Source organism: Pantoea latae (genome assembly GCF_002077695.1).
Lineage (GTDB): Bacteria > Pseudomonadota > Gammaproteobacteria > Enterobacterales > Enterobacteriaceae > Pantoea > Pantoea latae.
This window is the reverse complement of sequence record NZ_MWUE01000023.1, coordinates 12,390-33,506: the sequence shown is the minus strand read 5'-3', so window position 1 is coordinate 33,506 and position 21,117 is coordinate 12,390. Positions and strand designations below refer to the sequence as shown.

The 21,117-nt window shown below is 57.8% G+C and carries 18 protein-coding genes; all 18 read right to left on the bottom strand.

What is annotated here, in order from left to right:
• Positions 1-493: 493 nt before the first annotated feature.
• The 18 genes from glmS to ravA all read right to left on the bottom strand — a co-directional run bounded on the left by glmS (position 494) and on the right by ravA (position 21,008).
• Positions 494-2,323 (bottom strand): glutamine--fructose-6-phosphate transaminase (isomerizing), encoded by a 1,830-nt coding sequence (glmS, locus tag B2J69_RS15425; RefSeq protein ID WP_081140535.1) that lies wholly within the window; start codon positions 2,321-2,323, stop codon positions 494-496.
• Between the two features lie 148 nt (positions 2,324-2,471).
• Complete coding sequence (gene glmU, locus B2J69_RS15420; protein ID WP_081140534.1) at positions 2,472-3,842, bottom strand: bifunctional UDP-N-acetylglucosamine diphosphorylase/glucosamine-1-phosphate N-acetyltransferase GlmU; 1,371 nt, start codon at positions 3,840-3,842, stop codon at positions 2,472-2,474.
• A gap of 160 nt (positions 3,843-4,002) precedes the next feature.
• On the bottom strand, positions 4,003-4,422 hold the full coding sequence (locus B2J69_RS15415; protein ID WP_033755408.1) for a F0F1 ATP synthase subunit epsilon: 420 nt from the start codon (positions 4,420-4,422) through the stop codon (positions 4,003-4,005).
• A 24-nt stretch (positions 4,423-4,446) separates the two neighbouring features.
• Positions 4,447-5,844 (bottom strand): F0F1 ATP synthase subunit beta, encoded by a 1,398-nt coding sequence (gene atpD, locus B2J69_RS15410; protein WP_081140533.1) that lies wholly within the window; start codon positions 5,842-5,844, stop codon positions 4,447-4,449.
• 29 nt (positions 5,845-5,873) lie between these two features.
• A complete protein-coding gene (gene atpG / locus B2J69_RS15405; protein WP_081140532.1) occupies positions 5,874-6,740 on the bottom strand; it encodes a F0F1 ATP synthase subunit gamma in 867 nt (288 codons plus the stop codon).
• A gap of 52 nt (positions 6,741-6,792) precedes the next feature.
• Complete coding sequence (gene atpA, locus B2J69_RS15400) at positions 6,793-8,334, bottom strand: F0F1 ATP synthase subunit alpha (protein ID WP_048781249.1); 1,542 nt, start codon at positions 8,332-8,334, stop codon at positions 6,793-6,795.
• Positions 8,335-8,348: 14 nt separating this feature from the next.
• A complete protein-coding gene (gene atpH / locus B2J69_RS15395) occupies positions 8,349-8,882 on the bottom strand; it encodes a F0F1 ATP synthase subunit delta (protein WP_081140531.1) in 534 nt (177 codons plus the stop codon).
• A gap of 14 nt (positions 8,883-8,896) precedes the next feature.
• The gene (gene atpF / locus B2J69_RS15390; protein ID WP_081140530.1) at positions 8,897-9,367 is read right to left on the bottom strand and encodes a F0F1 ATP synthase subunit B; all 471 of its coding nucleotides are present in this window, start codon (positions 9,365-9,367) and stop codon (positions 8,897-8,899) included.
• 113 nt (positions 9,368-9,480) lie between these two features.
• Positions 9,481-9,720, bottom strand: coding sequence for a F0F1 ATP synthase subunit C (gene atpE / locus B2J69_RS15385; protein ID WP_003849523.1), 240 nt, complete (start codon positions 9,718-9,720; stop codon positions 9,481-9,483).
• 48 nt (positions 9,721-9,768) lie between these two features.
• Complete coding sequence (atpB, locus tag B2J69_RS15380; protein ID WP_081140529.1) at positions 9,769-10,587, bottom strand: F0F1 ATP synthase subunit A; 819 nt, start codon at positions 10,585-10,587, stop codon at positions 9,769-9,771.
• An 8-nt stretch (positions 10,588-10,595) separates the two neighbouring features.
• Entirely contained in the window at positions 10,596-10,976 is a 381-nt protein-coding gene (gene atpI, locus B2J69_RS15375; RefSeq protein ID WP_081140618.1) for a F0F1 ATP synthase subunit I, read from the bottom strand.
• 713 nt (positions 10,977-11,689) lie between these two features.
• The gene (rsmG, locus tag B2J69_RS15370) at positions 11,690-12,307 is read right to left on the bottom strand and encodes a 16S rRNA (guanine(527)-N(7))-methyltransferase RsmG (RefSeq protein WP_081140528.1); all 618 of its coding nucleotides are present in this window, start codon (positions 12,305-12,307) and stop codon (positions 11,690-11,692) included.
• A 48-nt stretch (positions 12,308-12,355) separates the two neighbouring features.
• On the bottom strand, positions 12,356-14,245 hold the full coding sequence (mnmG, locus tag B2J69_RS15365; protein WP_081140527.1) for a tRNA uridine-5-carboxymethylaminomethyl(34) synthesis enzyme MnmG: 1,890 nt from the start codon (positions 14,243-14,245) through the stop codon (positions 12,356-12,358).
• A gap of 441 nt (positions 14,246-14,686) precedes the next feature.
• Entirely contained in the window at positions 14,687-15,127 is a 441-nt protein-coding gene (mioC, locus tag B2J69_RS15360) for an FMN-binding protein MioC (RefSeq protein ID WP_081140526.1), read from the bottom strand.
• A 154-nt stretch (positions 15,128-15,281) separates the two neighbouring features.
• Positions 15,282-15,743, bottom strand: coding sequence for a transcriptional regulator AsnC (asnC, locus tag B2J69_RS15355; protein WP_081140525.1), 462 nt, complete (start codon positions 15,741-15,743; stop codon positions 15,282-15,284).
• Between the two features lie 102 nt (positions 15,744-15,845).
• The gene (ovoA, locus tag B2J69_RS15350; protein WP_081140617.1) at positions 15,846-17,984 is read right to left on the bottom strand and encodes a 5-histidylcysteine sulfoxide synthase; all 2,139 of its coding nucleotides are present in this window, start codon (positions 17,982-17,984) and stop codon (positions 15,846-15,848) included.
• Between the two features lie 70 nt (positions 17,985-18,054).
• Positions 18,055-19,515 (bottom strand): ATPase RavA stimulator ViaA, encoded by a 1,461-nt coding sequence (viaA, locus tag B2J69_RS15345; RefSeq protein WP_081140524.1) that lies wholly within the window; start codon positions 19,513-19,515, stop codon positions 18,055-18,057.
• Positions 19,512-21,008, bottom strand: a complete 1,497-nt coding sequence (ravA, locus tag B2J69_RS15340; protein ID WP_081140616.1) for an ATPase RavA — start codon at positions 21,006-21,008, stop codon at positions 19,512-19,514. The genes viaA and ravA overlap by 4 nt, the downstream gene beginning before the upstream one ends.
• Between the last annotated feature and the right edge of the window lie 109 nt (positions 21,009-21,117).

Below are 21,117 nucleotides of genomic sequence, written 5' to 3'. Positions count from 1 at the left end.
AATTTTCCCGGTATTCATTGCGTCCATGCATAAAAATCCCTCAATAAAATAAATATCACTATTAGTAATTTTATTACGCTTTTCTCTTATTATCTTTGCGCTGAAAAAAAACTCAAGAGACTCTTGCGGTTTAAAAAATCACCTTAAATTTAAAATTAACAAATCCCATAACATGATCGTTCAAAATAGGAAAAAACACATATAACGACAGCGTATTTGCTTGATGTAATACGGAGTACGTATCGCATCTTACCTGGTTTACTAGCGCTTTCTCATTTGAAAAGAAACAACCGGGGTAATGTCCGTAAAGACATCGCAAAAAGAACATTCTTTTAACATGAATAATTAAGCGAACATAAAATATGTGTGGGTTTAATAGCAACTTAAGGATAGTAAAAGCTTTCTTCAAAAGAAACAGGGAATTTCAATAGGGGAAACAAAAAAATCCGGTAATAACTGTCATTTATTACCGGATACATAATGAATTAAATAATTACTCTACCGTGACGGACTTCGCCAGGTTTCTCGGCTGGTCCACGTCGGTGCCTTTAATCAGCGCGACGTGATAGGAGAGCAGCTGCAGCGGCACAGTGTAGAAGATCGGCGCGATCACCTCTTCCACGTGCGGCAAGGAGATAATCTTCATGCCGTCGCTGTCGCTAAAGCCGGCGTCCTGATCGGCGAACACGTACAGCAGGCCGCCGCGCGCGCGCACCTCTTCAATATTCGACTTCAGTTTTTCCAGCAGCTCGTTGTTGGGCGCCACCACGATCACCGGCATATCGGCGTCGATCAGCGCCAGCGGGCCGTGCTTCAGCTCGCCAGCGGCGTAGGCTTCCGCGTGGATATAGGAGATCTCTTTCAGCTTGAGCGCCCCTTCCATGGCGATTGGGTACTGATCGCCGCGACCGAGGAACAGCGCGTGATGCTTGTCGGAGAAATCTTCCGCCAGCAGCTCGATACGCTTGTCCTGCGCCAGCATCTGCTCGATGCGGCTCGGCAGCGCCTGCAGGCCGTGCACGATATCATGTTCGATCTCTGCCGACATGCCGCGCAGGCGGCCCAGCTTCGCCACCAGCATCAGCAGCACGGTCAGCTGGGTGGTAAAGGCTTTGGTCGAGGCGACGCCGATTTCGGTGCCCGCTTTGGTCATCAGCGCCAGATCGGACTCGCGCACCAGCGACGAGCCGGCCACGTTGCAGATCGCCAGCGAACCGAGGTAGCCCAGCTCTTTTGAAAGGCGCAGCGCCGCCAGCGTATCGGCGGTTTCGCCAGACTGCGACAGGGTGATCAGCAGGCTGTTTTTACGCACTGCGGATTTGCGATAGCGAAATTCAGAGGCAATCTCGACGTCACACGGGATGTTCGCCAGCGACTCAAACCAGTAGCGCGCCACCATGCCGGAGTTATAGGAGGTGCCGCAGGCGATGATCTGAATATGCTCGACCTGGCTCAGCAGCGCTTCAGCGCGCGGACCCAGCTCGCTGAGATCGACTTCGCCGTGGCTGAAACGACCGGTTAAGGTGTTTTTAATCGCCATCGGCTGTTCGTAGATCTCTTTCTGCATATAGTGGCGGTAAAGGCCTTTATCGCCGGCGTCATACTGCACGCTCGATTCGATCTCGGCACGCTGCACCGCATTGCCCGCGCGATCGACGATAGTGACGTCGCGACGGCTGACTTCGGCGATGTCGCCCTCTTCCAGATAGATAAAGCGGCGCGTTACCGGCAGCAGCGCCAGCTGATCGGAGGCGATAAAGTTCTCACCGACGCCGCGGCCAATCACCAGCGGACTGCCTGAGCGCGCGGCCACCAGCAGCGACGGATCGCGGCTGTCCATGATCACCATGCCATAGGCGCCGCGCAGCTGGGGAATAACGCGCAGCACCACTTCGCGCAGCGTGCCGCCCTGTTTCTGCTCCCAGTGCACCAGATGCGCCACCACTTCGGTGTCGGTTTCGGAGACGAAGCGATAGCCGCGCGCCGTCAGCGCTTCGCGCAGCGGCTCATGGTTTTCGATAATCCCGTTGTGCACCACGATAATCGGCCCGGAGACGTGCGGATGCGCGTTGGCTTCCGACGGTTCGCCGTGCGTTGCCCAGCGCGTATGGGCGATGCCGGTGCCGCCGATTAGCGGCTGCTGCTCGGCGGCCTCCGCCAGCATCTGCACCTTGCCGACGCGACGAAGGCGCGTCACGTGCCCCTGACGATCGACCACGGCCAGACCGGCCGAATCATACCCGCGATACTCCAGGCGACGCAGACCTTCCAGCAGGATCTCTGCGATATCGCGCTGCGCTACTGCACCTACAATTCCACACATAAATGTTATTCCTGACCTGATGGCTTTCGGCCATCTTTCGTTGTCATACGACCTGATAACCGGCTTTGCCGGGCTCCCCGAGCCTTGTAGAGAGTGGGGATTATTATTGTGTTACTGCGGCGGCCAGCACGCGGCTGGCCGCTAAAAATCACTTTTTCTTCGCCGGACGCTGCCAGCTCGCTTTGCTGTTCTGCTCTTTACGGTTGTAGACCAGCGCGGCCTCGGTCACGTCTTTCATCACCGTGGTGCCCGCCGCGATAGTGGCGCCCGCCGCTACGTTGACCGGCGCCACCAGCTGGGTGTCGGAGCCGACGAAGACGTTGTCGCCAATGACCGTTTTCGATTTGTTGGCGCCGTCGTAGTTGCAGGTGATGGTGCCCGCGCCGATATTGACGTTGGCGCCGATCTCCGCGTCGCCGAGATAGCTCAGATGTCCTGCCTTCGAACCTTTGCCCAGCGTCGCCTTTTTCATCTCGACGAAGTTGCCGACGTGCGCGGCCTGCGCCAGCTCGCTGCCGGGACGCAGACGGGCAAAAGGCCCGACGGTGCAGTCGGCGGCGAGGCTGGCATCCTCGATTACCGAATAGGGGCTGATTTCACAGTCGTCGCCAATCACGCTGTTTTTAATGATGCAGCCCGCGCCGATTTTCACCCGATCGCCCAGTTTTACCTGGCCTTCAATAATCACATTGACGTCAATCTCAACGTCGCGGCCGTGACGCAGCACGCCGCGCAGATCGAAGCGCGCCGGATCGCGCAGCATTACGCCCGCCAGCAGCAGTTTTTCCGCCTGTTCGTGCTGATAAACCCGCTCCAGCGTCGCCAGCTGCAGGCGGTTGTTGACGCCGTCGGTCTCGCTGGCGCGCGCCGGATGCACCGCGTTGATGCGGCGGCCTTCCTGATGCGCCAGCGCAATAATATCGGTGATGTAGTATTCGCCCTGCGCGTTGTTGTTGGTGAGCTGCGCCAGCCAGCGCTTCAGGTCACCGCCGTTGGCGATCAGGATGCCGGTGTTGATTTCAGTGATTTTCAGCTGGTCGGGCGAGGCGTCTTTCTGCTCGACGATGCCGACAATGGCCTCTTTTTCGCGCACGATGCGCCCGTAGCCGCTCGGGTCGTCCAGCACCACCGTCAGCAGGCCGATGCCGCCTTCGGGTTTAGCGTCGCGCAGGCGCTGCAGCGTCTCCTGAGAGATCAGCGGCACATCGCCGTAGAGCATCAGAATATCTTCGTCGTCGGCGAAGGCGGGCGCCGCCTGCTGCATCGCGTGACCGGTGCCCAGCTGCTCCGCCTGCAGCACCCAGTTAAGCGACGGCTCGGTCAGCGTCGCCTTCAGGCGGTCGCCGCCGTGGCCGTAGACCAGATGAATATGCTGCGCGCCGAGGCCGGTGGCGGCGTCGATCACGTGCTGAACCATGGGCTTGCCTGCAAGGGTGTGCAGAACTTTGGGCAGATCGGAATACATACGGGTGCCCTTGCCGGCAGCAAGGATCACCACGCTCATTGCGCTGTTAGACATAACCATCCTGACAGAGTTTTTGACATGCGAAAGTTAAACGGTTTACCTCTGAGATTACTACATTTTTCTCAGGTCGAAATTAGGCGCGCGCCGCCAGCGACGCGCGGACAAAAAAAATGCCAGCCCGAAGGGCTGGCATTTCGTGACGCATAAAGCCTGATCACATCGCTTTTTTGGTCAGCTCGATCACGCGCAGTTTAGCAATGGCTTTCGCCAGCTCCGCAGAGGCCTGAGCGTAGTCCACGTCACCGTGGCTGCTGTTCATATGCTCTTCTGCTTTGCGTTTCGCTTCCAGCGCACGCGCTTCATCCAGGTCAGTACCGCGGATAGCGGTATCGGCCAGAACGGTGGTGCTGCCCGGCTGCACTTCCAGCACGCCGCCAGAGAGGTAAATAAACTCCTCTTCGCCGTGCTGCTTCACGATACGGATCATTCCAGGCTTGATGGCAGTCAGCAGCGGCGCGTGGCCAGGGAAGATCCCCAGTTCGCCTTCGCTACCTGACACCTGAATTTTCTGCACCAGGCCGGAGAAAAGCTGTTTCTCCGCGCTGACGACGTCCAGGTGATAAGTCATAGCCATATCTGTCCTCCCGGGAAACCGTTATTACAGTTTCTTCGCTTTTTCCACGGCTTCTTCGATAGCGCCGACCATGTAGAAAGCCTGCTCTGGCAGATGGTCGAACTCGCCGTCCATAATGCCTTTAAAGCCACGGATAGTGTCTTTCAGCGTAACGTACTTACCTGGTGAACCGGTGAAGACTTCGGCTACGAAGAACGGCTGAGACAGGAAGCGCTGGATCTTACGCGCGCGTGCCACCAGCAGTTTGTCGTCTTCAGACAGCTCGTCCATACCGAGGATGGCGATGATGTCTTTCAGTTCCTGGTAGCGCTGCAGCAGAGACTGCACGCCGCGCGCAACGTCGTAGTGCTCCTGGCCAACCACCAGCGGATCCAGCTGACGGCTGGTGGAGTCCAGCGGGTCAACGGCCGGGTAGATACCCAGAGAGGCGATCTGACGGCTCAGGGTAACGGTTGAGTCCAGGTGGGCGAAGGTGGTCGCCGGCGACGGGTCAGTCAAGTCATCCGCAGGAACGTAAACGGCCTGTACGGAGGTGATTGAACCGGTGCGGGTGGAGGTAATACGCTCCTGCAGCACGCCCATCTCTTCGGCCAGCGTCGGCTGGTAGCCTACCGCTGACGGCATACGACCCAGCAGTGCGGAAACTTCCGTACCGGCCAGGGTATAACGATAGATGTTGTCGATGAACAGCAGAACGTCGCGGCCTTCGTCACGGAATTTTTCCGCCATGGTCAGACCGGTCAGTGCGACGCGCAGACGGTTACCCGGCGGCTCGTTCATCTGGCCATACACCAGCGCAACTTTGTCGATTACGTTAGAATCGGTCATCTCGTGGTAGAAGTCGTTACCCTCACGAGTACGCTCGCCCACGCCGGCAAATACCGAGTAACCTGAGTGCTCAGCCGCGATGTTACGGATCAGCTCCATCATGTTTACGGTTTTACCTACGCCCGCGCCGCCGAACAGGCCGACTTTACCGCCTTTGGCGAACGGACACATCAGGTCGATAACCTTGATGCCGGTTTCCAGCAGTTCCTGCGAGTTAGACTGATCTTCATAAGAAGGCGCCGCGCGGTGAATAGAGGAGATCTCTACTGCGCTGCCGTCTTCTTCTTTGATGTCGCCTTTCATGTCGATCGGCTCGCCCAGCACGTTCATGATACGGCCGAGGGTGGCTTTACCCACCGGAACCTGGATCGGTTTTTTCAGGTCAACAACTTCCAGACCGCGCTTCAGGCCATCAGAAGAGCCCATGGCGATGGTACGCACCACGCCGCCGCCCAGCTGCTGCTGAACTTCCAGCACCAGACGAGCATCACCATTCTTAACCTCAAGGGCGTTGTACACTTGCGGTACCGCGTCCTGAGGGAATTCGACGTCAACTACGGCGCCGATAATCTGGACAATCTTTCCAGCTGCCATCTTGAATCCTCTACCTAATTCTTACCTGGTTAAACCGCGGAGGCTCCCGAGACGATCTCGGTGAGTTCCTGGGTGATGCTGGCCTGACGAGCTTTGTTGTACACCAACTGCAGCTCTTTGATCAGATTTCCGCCGTTGTCGGTTGCGGCTTTCATCGCCACCATACGTGCGGCCTGCTCACTGGCCAGGTTTTCCACCACACCCTGATAAACCTGCGATTCGACATAACGACGCAGCAGGGTATCCAGCAGCGCTTTCGGATCGGGTTCGTACAGGTAATCCCAGGTCTTCGCCTTCATCTCTTCTTCACCTTCCGCTGGCGGTAACGGCAGCAGTTGGGTAATGGTCGGAGTCTGAGACATGGTGTTATTGAACTTGTTGCTGACGACATAGAGCTTGTCGATACGCCCTTCGTCGTAAGCCTGCAACATCACTTTTACCGGGCCAATCAGATCGGACAGGGCAGGTTTGTCGCCCATGCCGGTGACCTGAGCCACGATGTTGCCGCCTACGGAGCCGAAGAACGCCAGACCTTTGGAGCCGATGATCGACAGATCGCTCTGTACGCCTTTATCGGACCAGGCCTTCATATCTGCCAGCAATTTTTTGAACAGGTTAATGTTCAAACCACCACAAAGCCCGCGGTCAGTGGAAACGACCAGGTAGCCGACGCGCTTAACGTCGCGCTCTTGCAGGTAAGGGTGCTTGTATTCCAGATTACCTAACGCAAGGTGACCGATCACTTTGCGCATGGTATCTGCATACGGACGGCTGGCCGCCATGCGTTCCTGCGTTTTACGCATTTTGGAGGCGGCGACCATTTCCATCGCTTTGGTGATTTTCTGCGTGTTTTTCACGCTTCCAATCTTGTTACGTATCTCTTTTGCGCCGGCCATAAGCTTCTCCTCAAAGCCTTGCGGCCTGCCTTTTCAGACAGGCCGCCAGACATTACCAGGACTGGGTTGCTTTAAACGTATCGAGCAGGCCTTTCAGCTTGGCTTCGATGTCGTTGTTGTAGTTACCAGTTTGGTTGATTTCCTGCATCAGCTCGGCGTGGTCGCGGTCTGCGAACGCCAGCAGCGCAGCTTCGAAGCTCAGGATCTTCGCCAGTTCAACGTCGTTCAGGTAGCCGCGCTCAGCAGCAAACAGCACCAGACCCTGCTGCGCGACAGACATCGGCGCATACTGTTTCTGTTTCAGCAGCTCGGTCACTTTCTGACCGTGGCTCAGCTGTTTGCGGGTCGCGTCATCCAGATCGGAAGCGAACTGCGAGAACGCCGCCAGCTCACGATACTGCGCCAGCGCGGTACGGATGCCGCCAGACAGTTTCTTGATGATCTTGGTCTGAGCAGCACCACCAACGCGCGATACGGAGATACCTGGGTTAACCGCCGGACGAATACCGGAGTTGAACAGGTTCGATTCCAGGAAGATCTGACCGTCGGTAATCGAGATTACGTTGGTCGGAACGAACGCAGAAACGTCGCCCGCCTGGGTTTCGATGATCGGCAGCGCGGTCAGTGAACCGGTTTTACCTTTTACTTCGCCGTTGGTGAAACGCTCAACGTAGTCAGCGCTTACGCGTGACGCACGCTCCAGCAGACGAGAGTGGAGATAGAACACGTCGCCCGGGAACGCTTCACGGCCCGGCGGACGGCGCAGCAGCAGAGAGATCTGACGGTAAGCGACAGCCTGCTTAGAGAGGTCATCGTATACGATCAGCGCATCTTCGCCGCGGTCGCGGAAGTATTCGCCCATGGCGCAGCCGGAGTAGGGCGCCAGGTACTGCAGTGCAGCGGATTCAGACGCGGACGCGACCACCACGATGGTGTTCGACAGCGCGTTGTGTTCTTCCAGCTTACGCACCACGTTGGCGATGGTAGAGGCTTTCTGGCCAATTGCGACGTAGACGCACTTGATGCCGGAATCGCGCTGGTTGATGATGGCGTCGATCGCCAGCGCGGTTTTACCGGTCTGACGGTCGCCGATGATCAGCTCACGCTGGCCACGACCGATTGGAATCATCGCATCGACAGATTTGTAACCGGTCTGAACCGGCTCGTCGACTGACTGACGGTCGATAACGCCCGGTGCGATCACTTCAACCGGCGAGAAGCCGTCGTTGTCGATCGCGCCTTTGCCGTCGATGGGTGCACCCAGGGTGTTCACCACGCGGCCCAGCAGGCCACGACCGACCGGCACTTCCAGAATACGGCCAGTACACTTGACCTTCATGCCTTCGGCGAGGTCAGCGTACGGACCCATTACCACGGCGCCGACAGAGTCGCGCTCGAGGTTCAGGGCGATAGCGTAACGGTTGCCCGGCAGGGCGATCATCTCACCCTGCATCACATCGGCCAGGCCGTGTACGCGGATGATACCGTCGCTTACAGAGACGATAGTACCTTCGTTGTGAGCTTCGCTCACGACATTGAACTGAGCAATGCGCTGCTTGATCAGTTCGCTGATTTCGGTGGAATTCAGTTGCATATGCTCCAGTCCCCTTAAGACTGCAAGGCGTCTGCCAGACGCTCAAGACGGCCGCGCACGCTGCCATCAATCACCAGATCACCCGCACGGATGATCACGCCTGCCATGACAGACTTATCAATTTTGCAATTCAGCTTAACTTTGCGTGACAGACGTTTTTCCATCGCGGCGCTGATTTTGGTCAGCTGGCTGTCACTCAGCGTACTGGCGGAAATCACGTCAACTTCCGCCGTCGCCTCATAGGCGTCGCGCAGTTGAATGAACTGCTCCAGTACAGCCGGAAGCGCGGTCAAACGTCCGTTCTCAGCCATCACCTTAATCAGGTTCTGGCCCTGCTCATCTAATTGATCGCCGCAGACGGCAATGAAAGAAGCCGACAACGCTTCCGGCGCCAGCGCGCCAGAGAGAAGATCGGCCATTTGCTCATTGCGTGCTACGGTCGCGGCAAACGCCAGCATAGATTGCCAGCGTTCGATACTTTGATGCTCAACAGCAAAGTCAAAAGCTGCTTTGGCGTAGGGGCGAGCTACAGTAATCAGTTCAGACATCAGCCCCTCCCTCCTTACAGTTCAGCGACCAGTTTATCAACGATGTCGCTGTTAGCAGCTTCATCCACGGAACGTTCGATGATCTTCTCGGCGCCAGCCATTGCCAGCAACGCGACTTGCTTACGCAGCTCTTCGCGGGCACGTTTACGCTCGGCGTCGATCTCTGCCTGCGCTTGCGCCACGATGCGGTTACGTTCGTTCTCAGCTTCAGTTTTCGCTTCGTCCAGAATCTGAGTGCGGCGTTTGTTCGCCTGCTCGATAATGACCTGAGCTTCTTCCTTCGCTTTTTTCAGCTGGTCGGTCGCATTAGCCTGCGCGAGATCCAAATCTTTCTTCGCGCGTTCAGCAGAAGCAAGGCCTTCAGCAATTTCTTTCTGGCGCTTTTCGATGGCTGCCATGATCGGCGGCCATACGTACTTCATGCAGAACGCGACAAACAGGATGAACGCGATGGCCTGGCCGAGGATTGTTGCGTTAATGTTCACTGCACAATGCCTCTAATTAAGTGAGTAACTTATCTGCCGTTATCTCAGCGATAAGCGGCAGAACCGTTCATTCGTAGCACGTCGTGCGCCGAATGAACTAACAGCGACAGGCTTTAGGCGACAGCAAACATCACATAGAGACCCAGACCAACAGCGATCATCGGGATTGCATCCACCAGACCCATTACAACAAAGAACTGCGTACGCAGCAGAGGGATCAGATCCGGCTGGCGCGCGGCGCCTTCCAGGAATTTACCTCCGAGGATGCCGATACCGATCGCAGCACCGATTGCCGCCAGGCCCATCATCACAGCGGCAGCCATGTACAGCAGATCCATATTCAGGTTTTCCATGACAGTCTCCAGTTTGTTTCAGTTAAACGCTTAGTGTTGAGAAAAAAATCAATGTTCTTCAGATGCCATCGACAGATAGACAATCGTGAGGACCATGAAAATGAAAGCCTGCAACGAGATGATCAGGATGTGGAAAATGGCCCACGGCACATTCAGCACCCACTGCGACCACCACGGCAACAGACCGGCAATAAGGATAAAGATCAGCTCACCCGCATACATGTTGCCGAACAGTCGCAGACCGAGTGAAACCGGTTTGGACAGCAGGCTAACGCCTTCAAGGATCAGGTTGATGGGGATGAAGATCGGGTGATTAAAAGGCTGCAGCGTCAGCTCTTTCGCGAAGCCGCCTACACCTTTCATTTTGATGCTGTAGAACAGAATCAAAATAAATACGCCCAACGCCATAGACAGCGTGATGTTCACGTCCGCGGACGGCACGACGCGCAGCGCCGGCAGGCCCAGCCAATGCTCGCCGATATACGGCAGCAGGTCGATAGGCAGCAGATCCATGAAGTTCATCAGGAAGACCCAGACGAAAATCGTCAGAGCCAGCGGGGCGATAAGTTTGCTTTTACCGTGGTACATGTCGCGCACGTTGCCATCAACGAAGCCGACGACCAGTTCGATAGCAGCCTGCATTTTCCCTGGCACGCCGCTGGTGACGCTTTTCGCCACTTTGCGGAACAACACCAGGAAGATGAATCCCAGCACCAGAGAGAAAAACATTGAATCGATATTTAATGCCCAGAACGTCGCGGGAGCGTCGTGAGCATTCACTAACTCGAAGGTACGCAGGTCCAACTGAAGGTGCGTCAGATGGTGACCGATGTACTCTTGCGGAGTTTGAGTTTCTCCTGCAGCCATGATGCCTTTTACCCTTTGTTGTTAATTACCGCCGGTGCCAACATCTGAACCACCAGCACCGATAACCAGGTTATCCCGAGCGGCCAGAAAACCGCTCTGAAAACACCCAACGCCACAATGAGCAACACGATGGTTGCGATGACTTTGCCGATTTCGCCGAGAGCGAAACTCCACGCAACCCGTCCGGAAGCCGGGGATTGCCCTTGCAGGCGCCAGGCTAAAAACATGAACAACACGTTCGGCAGCCAGGCTGCCGCTCCGCCAGCCAGCGCAGAGACGCCCCATGTGACATCTTTCAGGGCAAAGAGAGCGCCGATGATGACCAGAGTCACCAGCTGGATAGCCAGCACGGTTCGGGCGAATTTCACACTGTAAAGAGACACTGACATGGCGCTGTTACTCTCCTGCCCCATAAGGGGTATGTCGCGTGTCGTATAAGACTGCCTTTACTCACTCGAGTCAAGCAGCAAAAGCCGTGCAAATTATACGGGCCGCACCTGCGATTTCAATCCGTAAGTAGCCAAAAGGTGAACAATTATTTAAATTTCTTTCCGAACGGCTATTTTTCTAAACATCGTCAGGTGGAATCAGCGACCGATTCAGGTGAAATTCCGCATTAGACTTGCGTTTAAAGCGTGCTTTAGATCACATTCTAAACACCCTGCCCCACTTCAAAATTGGTGACAAACAATATTGAAGGCTATTATATCACGCTTGAAAGCAATTAAATCAGTGAGTTGCAATTATCAGCGGGCTAAATCCGCGCTATTTTCGATAAAAACGGCGCATTGACAACCCAGAGTGCGTTAAGAACGTTAAATTGATATTACGCACGCGGAGTTATTACCCTGATATATTTTCCCACGTGATTATCTGCTCCCGCTTCGTTGACCGCAGAAGTGATCTTCCTGATAAATAAATGTGAATTAAACGTTAAATGTAACAGAGCTTTTCGGATAATTTCCGCCTCTGTTGTTAACCTTATTCCGCGGCCGCCACGATTAAAACTGGACGGCGCGGCCGCATCGAATGCCTGATTTTTAAACAGCGTCTGCAGTAAGCCAAACGCCGTCGCCAGGCTTAATCCCTGCTCCCTTTAGGGCTATTCGCGGGCGATCACCACCAGATGGCGCTCGCCGTCCAGTTCCGGTACGTTCAGCGCGTTCACCGAGACCAGGCGAAAACCGGCCGGCAGGCTGGCAATCTCCTCATCCGGACGCACCCCTTTCAGCGCATAAAAGCAGCCCTGAGCAGAAGGCAGATGGTGGCACCAGCTCACCATATCCTGCAGCGAGGCGAAGGCGCGGCTGATCACGCCGTCAAACGGCGGTTCAGACGGGAACGCTTCTACCCTGCTCTGCACCGGCGTAACGTTGGTTAATCCCAGCTCATGCTGCACCTGGCGCAAAAAGCGCACGCGCTTGCCCAGGCTGTCGAGCAGCGTGAAGTGCGCCTGCGGCAGAACGATGGCGAGCGGAATACCGGGCAGACCCGGCCCGGTGCCAACATCGATAAAGCGTTCGCCCTTGAGATGCGGCGCCACCACGATGCTGTCGAGTATATGGCGCACCAGCATCTGCTGCGGATCGCGTACCGAGGTCAGGTTGTAGGCCTTGTTCCACTTGTCCAGCAGGCCGACGTAGGCGACCAGCTGCTCTTTTTGTTGATCGGAGAGGGAAATACCGGCTGCCTTAAGCAGCGAAGTGAGTTTTGTGATCACAGCATGAGTCCAGTCAGCGGGGGCGAGCGGGACTCGCCCCGTTTCAGGTCAGGCGCTTTTGCGCAGCAGCCCTTGTTTTTTCAGGTAAATCAACAGAATCGAGATGGCCGCCGGCGTGATACCGGAGATGCGCGACGCCTGGCCGATAGATGAGGGCTTATGATCGTTAAGCTTGGCGATCACCTCGTTCGACAGGCCGTTGACCTGACGGTAATCCAGCTCAGCCGGCAGCAGGGTGTTTTCATTGCGCAGCTGGCGATCGATCTCTTCCTGCTGGCGCGCAATGTAGCCTTCATACTTCACCTGAATCTCAACCTGCTCGGCCGCCTGCGCGTCAGCCAGCGACGGGCCGAAGCTCGGCAGCGCGGTGAGCTGAGCGTAGGTCATTTCCGGACGGCGCAGCAGATCTTCGCCGCTCGCCTCTTTGGTCAGCGCGCTGTTGAGCAGGGTATTAACTTCCTCGACGTTTTCCGACTTCGGATGCACCCAGAAATCGCGCAGACGCTGACGCTCTTGTTCAATTGCTTCCAGCTTCTGGTTGAAGCGCGCCCAGCGTGCGTCGTCCACCAGGCCCAGTTCGCGACCGGCTTCGGTCAGGCGCAGATCGGCGTTGTCTTCGCGCAGCATCAGACGATACTCGGCGCGCGAGGTAAACATACGGTACGGCTCTTTGGTGCCCAGCGTGCAGAGGTCGTCCACCAGCACGCCCAGGTAGGCCTGATCGCGACGCGGCGCCCAGCCCTCTTTGTCGGCGGCGTGACGTCCGGCGTTAAGGCCGGCCAGCAGACCCTGCGCGGCCGCCTCTTCGTAGCCGGTGGTGCCGTTGATCTGGCCGGCGAAGAACAGCCCGTGAATATATTTGCTCTCCAGCGTCGGCTTGAGATCGCGCGGATCGAAAAAGTCATACTCGATCGCGTAGCCCGGACGAACGATTTTCGCGTTCTCCAGTCCCTTCATCGAGCGGACGATCTGCATCTGCACGTCGAACGGCAGGCTGGTAGAGATGCCGTTCGGGTAAATTTCGTTGCTGGTCAGCCCTTCCGGCTCAAGGAAGATCTGATGCGCGTTGCGATCGGCGAAGCGCATGACCTTGTCTTCGATCGACGGGCAGTAGCGCGGGCCGATCCCTTCGATGATCCCGGCATACATCGGGCTGCGATCGAGGTTATTGCGGATCACTTCATGGGTCTGCTCATTGGTATAGGTGATCCAGCAGGGAACCTGCTGCGGATGCTGCGACGCATCCCCCATGAACGAGAAGACCGGCATCGGGTTATCGCCATGCTGCGGGCTGAGCACGGAGAAATCGATGGTGCGCGCGTCGATGCGCGGCGGCGTACCGGTTTTCAGACGGCTAACGCGCAGCGGCAGCGCACGCAGACGCTTCGCCAGCGGTATCGACGGCGGATCCCCGGCGCGACCGCCGCTGTAGTTATCCAGTCCGATATGAATTTTTCCGTCGAGGAAGGTGCCGACGGTAAGTACCACCGCCTTCGCGCGGAATTTCAGTCCCATCTGCGTGACGGCGCCGACCACGCGATCGTTTTCCACGATAAGATCGTCTACCGCCTGCTGGAAGATCATCAGGTTGGGCTGGTTCTCCAGCGCGATGCGTACCGCCTGGCGATACAGCACGCGATCCGCCTGCGCACGGGTAGCGCGCACCGCCGGACCTTTGCTGCTGTTTAGTATCCTAAACTGGATACCCGCTTTGTCGATCGCGGTGGCCATCAGACCGCCTAAGGCATCCACTTCCTTAACCAGATGTCCCTTTCCAATGCCACCGATCGCCGGGTTGCAGGACATTTGTCCAAGCGTATCAATGTTATGGGTGAGTAACAGAGTTTGCTGACCCATTCGAGCAGCAGCCATCGCGGCTTCTGTGCCCGCATGACCACCACCAATTACGATGACGTCAAAGGGATCTGGATAAAACATGAAGTGGTACCTCGTTGATGAACAGGCAGGGATCGTTGCCCTGGGCGGTGGATTCTACTGAAATTCCGCCGAGGGTGAAAGCGGCGGGATCCGCGGGTTTAAAAGAAAGGATCTTTATTCTGTATATGATCTTTCTGTTAGATCTCTTTATTAGGATCGCGCCTGTCTGTGGATAAGCGTGAAAAGCGAAAATTTATCAGACAGATAGCGAGGATCCTTTGCTGTGAATGATCGGTGATCCCGATCCGTATAAGCTGGGATCAAAACAGGGAGTTATGCACAGCTCACAAAAGCATCAGCGGTTGTTATCTGGATAACTACCGGTTTTACGCAGTATTCCAGCCTGGTTATCCACAAACGATCGTAACGAGATCGGAAAAAAACAGAGTTTTTAACTGGGGATCCGATGCAATACCCGATCCCCTGCGGCAAAGGATCCGATCAAATATGCGTGGTCCAGCCGCTTAGCCAGGCTTCCGCCGGATCTTCGGGGATTTCATGCTCCAGCACGTCGATTTCGAGACGATCGCCGATGCGCTGCGCGCCGCGTGCGATTAACAGATCGTCCAGCGAGCGTATCGCGCCGCAAAAGAGATCGTATTCGTGGTTGCCCAGGCCGACCGCGCCAAAGCGCACCGCCGACAGATCGGGCTGGCTCTCCGCAATCGCCTCATATAAAGGCTGCAGATTATCAGGCAGTTCGCCGGCGCCGTGGGTCGAGCTGACCACCAGCCAGATGCCCTGCAGCGGCAGCTCGTCCAGCGCGGGACCATGCAGCAGCTCGGTAGAGAAACCCGCTTCCTGCAGCTTCTCTTCCAGATGTTCGGCCACATATTCGGCGCTGCCCAGCGTGCTGCCACTGATTAAAGTAATGTCGGCCATGATGCTCTCCCCGGAATAAAGGCGAGCATTGTACGCTGTGATCAAGCCGTGATCCACCTGTGGAAAACAGGGTTAATAGAAATGGCGAGGCGAACGCAGCCGTTGGTACAGGCGGCGTTCGTCGGGGATAAGTTTGTGCACAGAAAAAAAAGGATCAGGGTTTGATGGTGCGCATGATCGGGTTTTGCAGCGAGATCAGCGTTTCGGTGGACTGAATTTCATCGATGGTCTGGATCTTGTTGATCAGCACCTGCTGTAGCGCGTCGATGGATCGGCACATCACCTTAATAAAGATGCTGTAGTGACCGGTGGTGTACCAGGCTTCGACTACTTCATCCAGCGCCTCCAGCTTGCTCAGCGCGGCAGGGTAGTCGCGTGCGCTCTTCAGGATGATGCCGATAAAGCAGCAGACGTCGAACCCCAGCCGGCGCGGATCGATCTCCACGCGCGTGCCGAGAATAATGCCGGCCTGTTTCATCTTCTCAACGCGGACATGGATGGTGCCCGGGCTGACGTTGAACTGTTTCGCCAGCTCGGCGTAAGCGGTGCGGGCGTTGTCCAGCAGCGCGTTCAGGATCCCGCGATCCAGGTTGTCCAGTTGCAGTGAGTCGGCCATGTCATCCTCGTGTTAGCTCTTCTTCTATGAACAGAGGAGAATGTGCAGCAAAAAGGGACGACAGGCAATCTCCGGCAGCGGCAAACGCCGCTGCCGTTGCGTTTAACGCTTACGCCACAGCGTAACCTGCGCCAGCGTATGCTGATATTTGCGCGCGGTTTCGCGGATAACGAAGGGCAGATCCTGGGGATCGCCGACGGGTTCGAACTGCGCCGCCAGCAGACGCTGCAGCGCCTGCAGTGTGGTAAGCGCTTCGCCGTTCTCGCGGATGCCGCCCAGCCAGTTCTCTTTCGGCGTAAAGTCCTCCAGCCAGGTGTAGGGCGAGGAGAGCAGCAGCAGGCCGCCGGAGCGGATCATCGGCGCGATATCCTGCAAAAAGCGCTGCGGCTGACGCAGGCGATCGATCAGATTGGCGGCCAGCACCAGATCGTATTCGGCAGGCTGCGGTTTCAGGTTGCAGGCGTCGCCCTGAACGAACTGAATGCGCTGCGCCTGTTCCACCTCCAGGCCAACATCTTTCAGACGCGCCTGGCGATACGCCACCAGCTCGCCCTCTTCCGGCACCACGTAGCGGAAATCTTCACCGGAAGCGAGCTGCTGCGCCACGTCGATAAAGCGCGCCGAATAATCCATCCCGATCACCCGTTCGAAATGGCGCGCCAGTTCGAAGCTGGCGCGGCCGGTGGCACAGCCGATATCGAGTGCGCTGCCGCGCGCCTGGCAGTGAGGCAGTGCCTGCGCCACCAGCGCTTCGGCGTAGTTGGCGACACTGAAATAGCGCGGGCCGTACTGGAAGTCGAGATACTGCGACACCATCTCGTCAGTTTCGTAGGGGTTAAGCGTCATCGATTCCTGATGGGAAGAGACGACGTAGCGGAAGCCCGCGTGCTGGAAAAAGTGGCGACGAAACGCGTAGCGCGACGACTTCAGCGCTTCGTTACCGGTGGAGATCCAGCTGCCACCCTTGATAATCGAATGCTTGCCGTCGAATGTCGGGGTAGAGAAGTCATCGTAGAGCGGATGCACGCGAAACCCTTCAAAACCGTTGATCGGCGTGGTGGTCCACTGCCAGACGTTGCCCACCACGTCGAAAAAGTCACCCTGCGCGAAGCGGTCGACGGCGCAGGATGATGCCCAGTACGCCAGGTTCAGGTTGCCCGGCGCCTGCTGCCAGGTCGGCTGATCGCCCTCGACCTGCTCGCGCAGCTGCATCCACTCCGCCTCGCACGGCAGCTGCACCGATGTGTCGGTCTGCTCTGCTTTCCAGCGGCAAAACGCGGCGGCCTCCAGCTGGTTCACCTCAGCCGGCCAGTCCCAGGGCATCGCCACCTCTTCGGTCATCAGACGCAGTTTTAGCGCGTCCGGCTGCTGCGCATCGCCCACCCAGAAGGTCGGCATCTGCGCCTCGGCGAAGCTGCGCCAGCCCCAGCCTTCGTCGTCCCAGTAGCGGCGCTGCTGGTAGCCACCCGCCGCCACGAATTCAAAAAATTCGGCGTTGCTGACCAGCATCTTGCTCGCCTGGAACGGCTGCAGCTCGGTGGCCAGGCTGCCATATTCATTGTCCCAGCCGTAGGTGTCGTCGCTTTTTCCCTGCGTGACGACGCCGCCGGGCATGGCAACCAGGCTGTTAACGGGCACCGCTTCCCGCGCATGGCGCGCTTCCTGACAGACCGGCCACTGCGGCTGGGTTTTTACCCACTCGACGGGCAGCTGGCGCATCAGCACGCTGGAGGTTTCCAGATGGATACGCTCGTGTTCTATGCCCATCAGGATCACCCAGGCCGGGCTTTCCCAGTCAATCGGCAGCGCCAGCGGCATAGTCTCAATAAAGCGCGTCACCAGGTTTTTCACCTTGCCGCGGTAGTCGCGCACCTCCTGCACGCTGGGCCAGGCGTAGTGGCTGTCGTCGAGGTCATCCCAGCTCATCTCATCCACGCCGATCGCCATCATCGCCTCGATGCGATCGTCAATGCGTCCGTCAATATAGCGGCCCGCCATCAGCTTATTGATATAGAACGAGGCGGTATGACCAAAATAGAAGATCAGCGGGTGGCGCAGGGTAATGGCTTTGGTGAACCAGGCGCGATCGTCGGCGAGACAATCGAACAGGCTTTCATAGAGTTCCCAGGTTTGCGTGTAGTAAGCCAGCAGCTCAGCGCGTTTTTCTGCGACGCTGCTGCCGGAAAGGCGGACCGTACGGGTCGGCGCCGGTAAAGAATCATGTTGTTGTGCGGTTGTCACAGTGAACTCCGTTAGCTGAATAAACACAGCGGGTCATTCACTATAGCAAATAAGGATTTCTGCCCTGTGACTAACGCCGCCAGCGGCGCAGCAGGCGGCTTTTCATGCCGGTATCGAAACGCCAGATATGATCGAAGATGCGCAAAATGCCGGGCTTGCCGTGGGCCGACATCGCCACGGCGTGAAAGCGCTGCTGCTGCTGTTGCTGACGTCGCTTAACCGCCGTGACGATCTCGTCCGGCAGGCGCTGGGCGATAAAGTCGGAGACGATCACGGCGTCGGCCTCCTGCCACAGCGATCCCTCCATGCGCTTCACCACCGCCGAGAGACAGGCGGCGAGATCGGTGCCGCCGCGAAACCGCTGACTCAGAAAGCGGATCGCCTGCTCCAGCCCGTCGTCGCCGGTCAGCTCATAGCCGATGACGTCGTGGGCGAACAGCATAATGTAGCAGCGGCGGCGATCGGCCAGCGCCACCTTGAGCAGCGCGAGGCAAAAGGCTTTGGCGCAGCGCTCGTTGAAGCCGCCCATCGAGCCTGAGGTGTCGACGCAGACGATAAAGGGGCCGCGCGGCTGCTCTTCGTGCTGCTGGTGGCTGACCGGGCGCAGCGTGACCTTTTCATGCCAGGCGTCGCCCTGCAGTTTATAAGTCAGCAGCCGCTTCTCCACCAGACGGCGGTAAAACTCCAGCTCCAGCTCGCTGATGCTGATGGTGGCCAGCTCCGGCGGCAGCAGGCGCAGCACGTCGTCGCTCTGATGAATGCCGCTGACCTCTTCCGGCACCGCGTCCGGCTCGCGCACCAGCTGGTGGAACGCCTCCAGCGGCGCCTCCTGCGCGGGTACCGACTTCGCCTCGCGGCTGCGGCCCAGCTGCTGCGCCAGCGCCAGCAGCTCCGGCTGCTGCGCGAGAAAATCGCCATACTCCAGCATCAGCTGATAGCTGCCGTGCTGCAGCGGCGCCTTGCTCATATCCCATAAGCGACCAGCGGCCGCTTCGTCGTCGTCGCTCAGCAGCGGCGCCAGCTGGCCGCTCAGCGCCATGCGCTGCTGTAGCTCGGCCATCAGCCGTTCGCGCTGCTGCTCCAGCAGCTGCTCGTTAAGCGTCAGGGTTTGCAGCGTCAGGCTCAGGCGCCAGCGCTGCAGAAACAGCGTATGCTGCGCGCCGCTCAGCTGATGCGGATCGAGGTGCTGCAGCAGCCGCTGCGCCTCCTCAAGAAAGGGCGACGAGAGCGGCGTCAGCGCGCTGACTATCTCCGACAGCTGCTGGCTGAAGTCGTGATGGCTAAGCAGCTGCGCGCGCTGGAACAGCTGAAACTCGCTGGCCAGCGCCTCCGGCACCGGCGTCGCTTTTAGCTCGGCGTTGATTTCGGCTTTCCAGCGCGGCACGTCGCGCAGCATCGCCTGCTTCAGGCCAGGGAATTTTTCAAAAAAGATCGCCAGCTGCGGCGAGGCGAGCAGCGCGAGGATCAGCTCTTCGATCAGTTCGGCTTCGCCGACAGAGAGCAGGGCGCTGAGCGTCTCCAGTGAGATCATTTACGCGCCTGTTTCAGCTGATCGGCGACATCCTGCAGGCTGGTTTCGATGCGCGCCAGCCAGTCATCGCTGATAAACAAACAGCGCTGATGCTGGCTGAACTGATGGCGCTGCGCGCGCAGCTGCGTCTCCAGCTCGTCGAGCGCCTCGCTGATTTCCGCCGGCAGTTCGCTGTGCGCTGTGACGCCGGGCAGCGTCAGGCGCACCGTTTGCAGGCTGACGTCGCGCAGTGCCAGACAGTGCTGCGCGTCCACCAGCAGATCCAGCGTCTGGGCGAAACCGATGCCGTTCAGCTTGCCGCGCACCTCGCCGCCCTTCAGCAGCCACTGCTCCAGCGCGTCGCGGGCGATCACCACATGGGAAACCTGCATATCGTGCAGCGTCAGCGGCTGTTGCAGCATCAGGGTGAGCTGTTCGTCGGTGAGGCTGGCGGGAAGGTCGTAGTGCGGCTTGCGGCTGAACATGCCGCTGTGTTTTTCCAGGGCGATCGCCTGCGCCACGCTTTGCTGCTGCTGCAGCGCCAGACGACGCGTCTTAATCTGCTGCAGCCTGAGCAGCAGCGTCTGCTGTTGCCACGCCTGCTGCGTCATTAGCTGATCGATGGCGCGCTCCAGCACCTGCATCGAGGCGACGTCGTGCCACAGGCAATCTTTGAGCAGCACCAGATCGATCGGCGCGATGGCGCTGCGGCCGCTGTAGAACGCGCTCGCCTGCAGCAGGTGAATCGCTTTTTTCCAGCGGCGATCGGAGATATAGGGCGCGTCTGGCAGCGTTTCCAGCTGCTGACGCAGCTGATAAATCAGTTCGAAGACATTGTCCGGCAGGCTGACCTGGCTGATGCCCTGCTGCCACTGATGGTACTCTTCATCGCTGATGCGCAGCGCTTCCGCAACCGGGTTGGCGTTCTCGTCCTGCTGGTGGGTCAGCATGCTGCGGAAGTTCTGCTTCTCATGCACGTTGTCGAGCCACAGGCGGATCAGCATGCGGTCGTAGAGCGCCTCCAGCCCGCTGTCCGCTTCCGGCAGCTCGTTCGACGCGGTGACCAGCAGGCGCATCGGGATTTTTTCCTCGCTGTCGCCGTTGCGAAAGCGCCGCTCGTTGATGGCGGTCAGCAGGGTATTGAGGATAGCGGGGCCCGCTTTCCAGATCTCATCGAGAAAAACAATTTCCGCGTCAGGCAGATAGCCTTTGGTCAGGCGCTGGTAGCGCCCTTCATCTTTTAACGCCTGAATCGACAGCGGGCCGAAGACTTCTTCTGGCGTTGAAAAGCGCGTCATCAGGTATTCAAAGGCGCGGGCGTGCTGAAAAGCGTATTTTAAGCGGCGGGCGATCAGGCTTTTCGCGATGCCGGGCGGCCCAAGCAGGAACACGCTTTCGCCGCTCAGCGCCGCCAGCAAACAGAGGCGGATGGCGTCGTGGCGCTCGTACAGGCCTTTCTCCAGGGCATTGCTGAGGCGAGAAATTCTTTCCGCCAAAAGATGGGGTTGAGCCATAATCACTTCATTGTCCTTCTGTTTCAGCTGCCGTCGCATTATGGCAGGCGCACTACTCTACTGATTATGATGCGTGAAAGCGTTGATTGCCGTCCGCTTTTTTGTGTCA

Bases quoted from the DNA above. Each gene is read 5' to 3' on its own strand.
- glmS (WP_081140535.1), bottom strand. From the start codon at position 2,323: ATGTGTGGAATTGTAGGTGCAGTAGCGCAGCGCGATATCGCAGAGATC.
- glmU (WP_081140534.1), bottom strand. From the start codon at position 3,842: ATGTCTAACAGCGCAATGAGCGTGGTGATCCTTGCTGCCGGCAAGGGC.
- B2J69_RS15415 (WP_033755408.1), bottom strand. From the start codon at position 4,422: ATGGCTATGACTTATCACCTGGACGTCGTCAGCGCGGAGAAACAGCTT.
- atpD (WP_081140533.1), bottom strand. From the start codon at position 5,844: ATGGCAGCTGGAAAGATTGTCCAGATTATCGGCGCCGTAGTTGACGTC.
- atpG (WP_081140532.1), bottom strand. From the start codon at position 6,740: ATGGCCGGCGCAAAAGAGATACGTAACAAGATTGGAAGCGTGAAAAAC.
- atpA (WP_048781249.1), bottom strand. From the start codon at position 8,334: ATGCAACTGAATTCCACCGAAATCAGCGAACTGATCAAGCAGCGCATT.
- atpH (WP_081140531.1), bottom strand. From the start codon at position 8,882: ATGTCTGAACTGATTACTGTAGCTCGCCCCTACGCCAAAGCAGCTTTT.
- atpE (WP_003849523.1), bottom strand. From the start codon at position 9,720: ATGGAAAACCTGAATATGGATCTGCTGTACATGGCTGCCGCTGTGATG.
- atpB (WP_081140529.1), bottom strand. From the start codon at position 10,587: ATGGCTGCAGGAGAAACTCAAACTCCGCAAGAGTACATCGGTCACCAT.
- atpI (WP_081140618.1), bottom strand. From the start codon at position 10,976: ATGTCAGTGTCTCTTTACAGTGTGAAATTCGCCCGAACCGTGCTGGCT.
- mnmG (WP_081140527.1), bottom strand. From the start codon at position 14,245: ATGTTTTATCCAGATCCCTTTGACGTCATCGTAATTGGTGGTGGTCAT.
- mioC (WP_081140526.1), bottom strand. From the start codon at position 15,127: ATGGCCGACATTACTTTAATCAGTGGCAGCACGCTGGGCAGCGCCGAA.
- asnC (WP_081140525.1), bottom strand. From the start codon at position 15,743: ATGGCCGACTCACTGCAACTGGACAACCTGGATCGCGGGATCCTGAAC.
- viaA (WP_081140524.1), bottom strand. From the start codon at position 19,515: ATGATCTCACTGGAGACGCTCAGCGCCCTGCTCTCTGTCGGCGAAGCC.
- ravA (WP_081140616.1), bottom strand. From the start codon at position 21,008: ATGGCTCAACCCCATCTTTTGGCGGAAAGAATTTCTCGCCTCAGCAAT.